Genomic DNA, 5708 nt, shown 5'->3' on the forward strand with positions numbered 1-5708 from the left:
TCACGATGTTTTGCGAAGCAATATCTTGAAATCGGTGTTCTATATGTTTGGGATTCCTGTAAAACAAATTGATAAAGGCCGAAGTGAAAAGAAGGCCCTAACCACTGAAAATAATAAGGTTTTTAAACAATTAAAACCCACCATACAGCGCTATGCCGATGTTTTTGAGGCTTTAGGGTATCCCATAAACCTGGAAACACACCAATTTCCTGAAAAAGTAAAAATTTCAGAAAAGATAAGAACACTGGTTGGCACAGAACCTAAAAAATGGCTTGGCATTGCACCCTTTGCCCAACACAATTCCAAAGCCTATCCGGCAGATTTAATGGAAGAGGTTTTAGGAAAGTTAAGTGAAAATTCAAAAATTAAGATTTTGCTGTTTGGTGGTGGAAATAAAGAAAAACAACAACTGGAAACCTGGGCCGCCAGATTTAAAAATACCCTTAGTATTGCCGGAAAACTCACTTTAGCAGAAGAACTCGCACTTATCTCAAACCTGGATGCCATGCTTTCTATGGACAGTGGGAATGGACATATGGCCGCGATGTATGGAATTCCCGTAATAAGTATTTGGGGTGTTACGCACCCTTATGCCGGTTTTAGACCTTTTAATCAGCCGGCGGAAAATAGCTTACTTCCCAACCTTACACAATACCCTAAAATCCCGACTTCCGTTTACGGGAATAAGTTTCCAGAAGGCTATGAGAACGCTATTAGAACTATTTCCCCACAAACTGTATTAAAAAAGATTCAGGAAGTACTTTTTTAAAGATTGCCTTTTACATATCTGGTTAATTTCTTGTTTAGAAAATGATAAAATTCGGGGTAGAAAGATGATTCTTAGTATCTTTCTTTAGAAGTCTAACATTACGAAAATGCAGGAAATTATAGTTTACGACCTTAATCAAACTTTATATAAAAAATCGTCTAAAGATGAATTTTTTAAATTCATTTGCTATAAAAAGGGCTATAAGTTATTGCATCTCTTTCAAATTGGCTGGCTGCATGTGTTGGGAAAACTTCATATAACCAGTAAGACTTATTTTAAAGAAAATTTCTATGATTATTTGAATAAACTTCCACCTGAAAAGGTAAAAAAGTACGCTAAGCAATTTTGGAATATTGAATTTCCCGAACATTTTAGGGAAGATATGCTCGCTGATATTAAAGAAAAAGATAAAGCTGGCATAAAAGTGTATATAGTAACCGGCGGATTTGAGGTCTACACAAAATATTTGGAAGAACTTTTGCCTTTAAAAGTGATTGGCACTCTCACAAAGTATGAAAATGAAGATTATAAGATAATAGGAAAAACCTGTAATGACGCCGAAAAGGTAAAACGCCTCGATGCTGAGATTGACGGAGAATACAAACTTCTGGAAGCATATTCAGACGATGATGAGGAAATTCTTTACAAGGCTGAAAAAGGCTATTTACTCGAAGAGGGAGAATTGAAATTGGTGCAGAATAGAAAAAAATAAAAAAGAGACTGTCTGAAAAGTTCTTAAAATCGCCATCCTGAATTTATTTCAGGATCTAAAATATTGATAATCAAAACATCTTAGAAGCTGAAACAAGTTCAGCTTGACGAAGCTAGACATTTCAGACAGCCTCTTTGAGATAATATAACAAATAAATTATCCTTTTACTTTTTCTTCAGTTTTATTAGGTAAAGTGTCAAAGCCCATATTATAAAGGGTGAAACCAAAAATATCGGCATATTCTTCAATAATCATTTTTGTAGGTTTCCCTGCCCCGTGACCGGCTTTGGTTTCAATCCTGATTAAAGCTGGATTATCTCCGGCTTGCTTATCCTGTAATTCTGCAGCGAATTTAAAAGAATGCGCTGGCACCACACGATCGTCGTGATCTCCCGTGGTTATCAAAGTAGCTGGATATTCAGTTCCTTCTTCAAGATTGTGAACCGGCGAATACTCAAGAAGGTATTTAAACATTTCTTCACTATCTTCTGCAGTTCCATAATCATAAGCCCAACCTGCACCTGCGGTGAAAGTATGATAACGAAGCATATCCATTACACCAACAGCCGGTAGAGCGACTTTCATAAGATCAGGGCGCTGGGTCATTGTAGCTCCAACTAAAAGTCCGCCGTTAGAACCACCACGAATGGCCAGGTAATCGCTGGAAGTATAATTCTCTTCAATTAAGTATTCCGCAGCAGCAATAAAATCGTCAAAAACGTTTTGTTTTTTAAGTTTTATACCGGCATCATGCCATTCTTTACCATATTCACCACCACCTCTAAGGTTTGGCACGGCGTAAACTCCGCCTTGTTCCATCCAAATCGCATTTGCAGTGCTAAAAGAAGGCGTTAAACTAACATTGAATCCTCCATAACCATAAAGCATCGTTGGGTTCTTACCGTTAAGCTCAAGACCTTTTTTGTGGGTAATGATCATAGGAACCTTTGTCCCGTCTTTTGAAGTGTAAAAAACCTGCTTGCTTTCGTAATCGTCTGGATTGAATTTTATGTTTGGTTTGTTATAAACCTCAGAGGTTCCTTCTTCAATATTGTATTTGTAGATGGTACCCGGAGTCACATAATTTGTGAAAGAATAATACAATTCTTCTTTTTCCTTTTTAGCACCAAATCCGCCTGCAGAACCAATTCCCGGAAGCTCAACTTCACGAACTAATTCTCCTTCATAATTGTACTGTTTTACTTCAGAAACTGCATCTACCATATATTCGGCAAAGAAATAGCCGCCGCCGGTAGAAGGGCTCAATACGTTTTCGGTTTCAGGAATAAAGTCTTCCCAGTTTTCAGGAGAAGGATTTGCAGCATCTACGGTCACCACCTTACGATTTGGCGCGTCCATATTGGTAACAATGAACAATTTGCTGTCTTCGTTGGTAATTACGTAGCTATCGGTGTTTTCGTGATCTAAAATAGTAACCAGTTCAAGATTATCTTTAGAAAGATCCATCATAAAAAGTTTTCCTCCAGATGTTGAATTCCTTGCAGAAATAAATAAAAACCGGTCGTCTTCTGAAACACCACCACCTACATAACGATGTTTTTGCTCTTCAGAATCTCCAAAGATTACTTTGTCTTCGCTCTGTGGAGTTCCCAGTTTATGGTAAAATAACCTATGCTGATCTGTTTTTGTCGAAAGCTCGCTGCCTTCTGGCTTTTCGTAGCTTGAATAGTAAAAGCCTTCGTTTCCTTTCCACGAAATTCCACTGAATTTTACATTCTGAATGGTATCTTCTACACGTTCTTTATTTTCGGCATCTATAATGATAATTTTTCTCCAGTCGCTACCACCTTCAGAAATAGCGTAAGCGGCTTTGCTGCCATCTTTAGAGAAACTTAAGCCGGCAAGGGAAGTAGTCCCGTCTTCACTGAATTTATTAGGATCCAGGAAAACTTCTGTTTCACCATCTTCACCTTTTTTTCTATAAACCACGTATTGATTTTGTAAACCATCGTTTTTATAGAAATAGGTGTAATCGCCTTCTTCAAAAGGAGCACTTATTTTTTCATAATTCCATATTTCAGAAAGTCTTTCTTCAAGCTCTTTTTTATAAGGAATACTGTTTAGATAATCGAAAGTCACCTCATTTTGGGCTTTTACCCAATCTTCGGTTTCTTCGCTACGGTCGTCTTCCAGCCAACGGTATGGATCTTTTACCTCGGTTCCAAAATAATCGGTTACCGTATCTACTTTTTTGGTTTCAGGATAATTCAAACTGATTTCTTTTTCTGATTTAGAATCGTTGCAGGAAGCCAGGACGGCGAGTGCAAAAATTCCGGGTAATGTTTTTTTCATAAATTATGTTTTGATACAAACAGTTAGTACTAAAAAATGCCTGTAAGTTACAATTTTACAGGCATTAGTTAGTTTTTTGTTTGCTACCGTTTAGACTAATTTATTTTTAATAAGGTATTCGGCAATTTGGATGGTATTGGTAGCTGCTCCTTTTCTAAGATTATCGGCTACTACCCACATATTTAAACTTTTAGGCTGTGAATAATCCCTGCGGATCCTGCCAACAAATACATCATCTTTTCCTTCAGCATAAATAGGCATAGGGTAAGTGTTGGTATCGGGATTGTCCTGTACGGTCACCCCTGGAAACTGACTTAAAATTTTTCTTACTTCAGCTTCATCAAATTCATTTTCAAATTCAATATTCACAGATTCTGAATGTCCGCCAACAACGGGAATTCTAATCGCGGTAGCACTCACCAAGACCGATTCATCTCCTAGGATCTTTTTGGTTTCTTTGGTAAGTTTCATCTCTTCTTTGGTGTACCCGTTTTCCTGGAACACATCGCAATGCGGCAATGCATTTTTATGAATAGGGTAAGGATAGGCCATTTCGCCTTTTTCACCTTTGTATTCATTTTCTAATTGCTCTACCGCTTTTACGCCGGTACCGGTAATAGACTGGTAAGTAGAAACGATAACGCGTTTAATTTTGAAAGCATCGTGCAGCGGTTTTAAAGCCATCAACAACTGGATGGTAGAACAGTTAGGATTGGCAATGATCTTGTCTTCTTTGGTTAACTCTGAAGCATTAATTTCTGGAATCACCAGTTTTTTGGTTTCATCCATTCTCCAGGCCGAAGAATTATCCACTACAGTTGTTCCATTTTCGGCAAATTTTGGAGCCCATTCCAAAGAAGTTTCTCCGCCAGCTGAAAATAGAGCAATATCCGGTTTAAGATCTACCGCCGTTTGCAAGCCAATTACTTCATAGTCTTTTCCTTTAAAATTGATCTTTTTCCCAACTGACCTTTCTGAAGCAACCAGGTATAATTCCGTAACCGGAAAATTCCTTTCGGCTAAAACTTTTAACATGATTTCGCCTACCATTCCGGTAGCGCCTACAACTGCTATTCTCATAATTTTAAACTTTTGTCTTTTTCCGCGTAAGCGGAAAACTATTTATTTTAGTCATTCCCGCCAAAGCAGAAATCTTATTTGGGTAATTTCTTTTTGTTACTAAATGTTCTTAAAACAAGCCGCAAATTTATTATCCCCAACTTAACTTACATAGCCCCAGCCCTTAAAATTGAAAAGAATTATTGTTTTTAAACTAATTCGTGTTTTTCGTTAAAAAAAGACCCCACAGTTTCCTGTGGGGTTTGATTAAATTACGATTTATTTAAAATGAGCAGTATAGCGGTGCTCGTATCTTTAAGAATTTTAAGTCGTACTATTCTGTTTTTTTAGCTCATCCCTAATTTGGGTAAGCAAATCTTCCTGGGTTGGGCCTTTTGGTTCCACCAATTTTGGGGCTTCTTTTTCTTTTTTGGTCTTTTCGTAAGCACGTAATACCAAAAATATAAAAAACGCAACGATTATAAAATGAATAATAGTATCAATTAAATTTCCGTAGGTAATTACAGCGGCTTCAGCTTCTTTTGCAGCTTCTAATGTTTCGTAGGAAACGCCATCTAACGAGATAAATTTCTGTGAAAAATCTGTTCCTCCGGTAATTAAACCAATAATAGGCATAATAACATCGGCCACTACAGAAGCGATGATTTTGTTAAAAGCGGCACCTATCACCACCGCAGTAGCAAGGGCTATAATATCACCCTTGAGCATAAACTTTTTAAAATCTTGGATAAAACTCATGATAAATTCTGATTGGATTAGTAGCTAACCAAATTACACAATAATTCGCTAGAAAAATTCATTTAACTATTGAATAATTATCCGTTTTACTCTTTG

At 37.1% G+C, this 5708-nt stretch carries 5 protein-coding genes; 2 read left to right on the top strand and 3 right to left on the bottom strand.

Features of this window, described 5'->3' with window-relative positions:
* Positions 1 to 769 (top strand): glycosyltransferase family 9 protein (locus tag AACZ30_RS12560; protein ID WP_339649716.1); only part of this gene is annotated, 769 nt, incomplete at its 5' end.
* A 106-nt stretch (positions 770 to 875) separates the two neighbouring features.
* Complete coding sequence (locus AACZ30_RS12565) at positions 876 to 1481, top strand: HAD family hydrolase (protein WP_339649718.1); 606 nt, start codon at positions 876 to 878, stop codon at positions 1479 to 1481.
* A 156-nt stretch (positions 1482 to 1637) separates the two neighbouring features.
* Here AACZ30_RS12565 and AACZ30_RS12570 read toward each other — a convergent pair whose 3' ends face one another.
* The 3 genes from AACZ30_RS12570 to mscL form a co-directional block, all read right to left on the bottom strand.
* Positions 1638 to 3794 (bottom strand): prolyl oligopeptidase family serine peptidase, encoded by a 2157-nt coding sequence (locus tag AACZ30_RS12570; protein ID WP_339649720.1) that lies wholly within the window; start codon positions 3792 to 3794, stop codon positions 1638 to 1640.
* Between the two features lie 90 nt (positions 3795 to 3884).
* Complete coding sequence (locus tag AACZ30_RS12575) at positions 3885 to 4874, bottom strand: aspartate-semialdehyde dehydrogenase (RefSeq protein ID WP_339649722.1); 990 nt, start codon at positions 4872 to 4874, stop codon at positions 3885 to 3887.
* 303 nt (positions 4875 to 5177) lie between these two features.
* Positions 5178 to 5612, bottom strand: coding sequence for a large conductance mechanosensitive channel protein MscL (mscL, locus tag AACZ30_RS12580; RefSeq protein WP_075325337.1), 435 nt, complete (start codon positions 5610 to 5612; stop codon positions 5178 to 5180).
* Positions 5613 to 5708: the final 96 nt, after the last annotated feature.

This window comes from uncultured Salegentibacter sp. (genome assembly GCF_963972535.1).
GTDB lineage: Bacteria > Bacteroidota > Bacteroidia > Flavobacteriales > Flavobacteriaceae > Salegentibacter.

What these genes read in the sequence shown, in the direction of transcription:
- AACZ30_RS12565 (WP_339649718.1), top strand. Translation starts at nt 876, where the DNA reads ATGCAGGAAATTATAGTTTACGACCTTAATCAAACTTTATATAAAAAA.
- AACZ30_RS12570 (WP_339649720.1), bottom strand. Translation starts at nt 3,794, where the DNA reads ATGAAAAAAACATTACCCGGAATTTTTGCACTCGCCGTCCTGGCTTCC.
- AACZ30_RS12575 (WP_339649722.1), bottom strand. Translation starts at nt 4,874, where the DNA reads ATGAGAATAGCAGTTGTAGGCGCTACCGGAATGGTAGGCGAAATCATG.
- mscL (WP_075325337.1), bottom strand. Translation starts at nt 5,612, where the DNA reads ATGAGTTTTATCCAAGATTTTAAAAAGTTTATGCTCAAGGGTGATATT.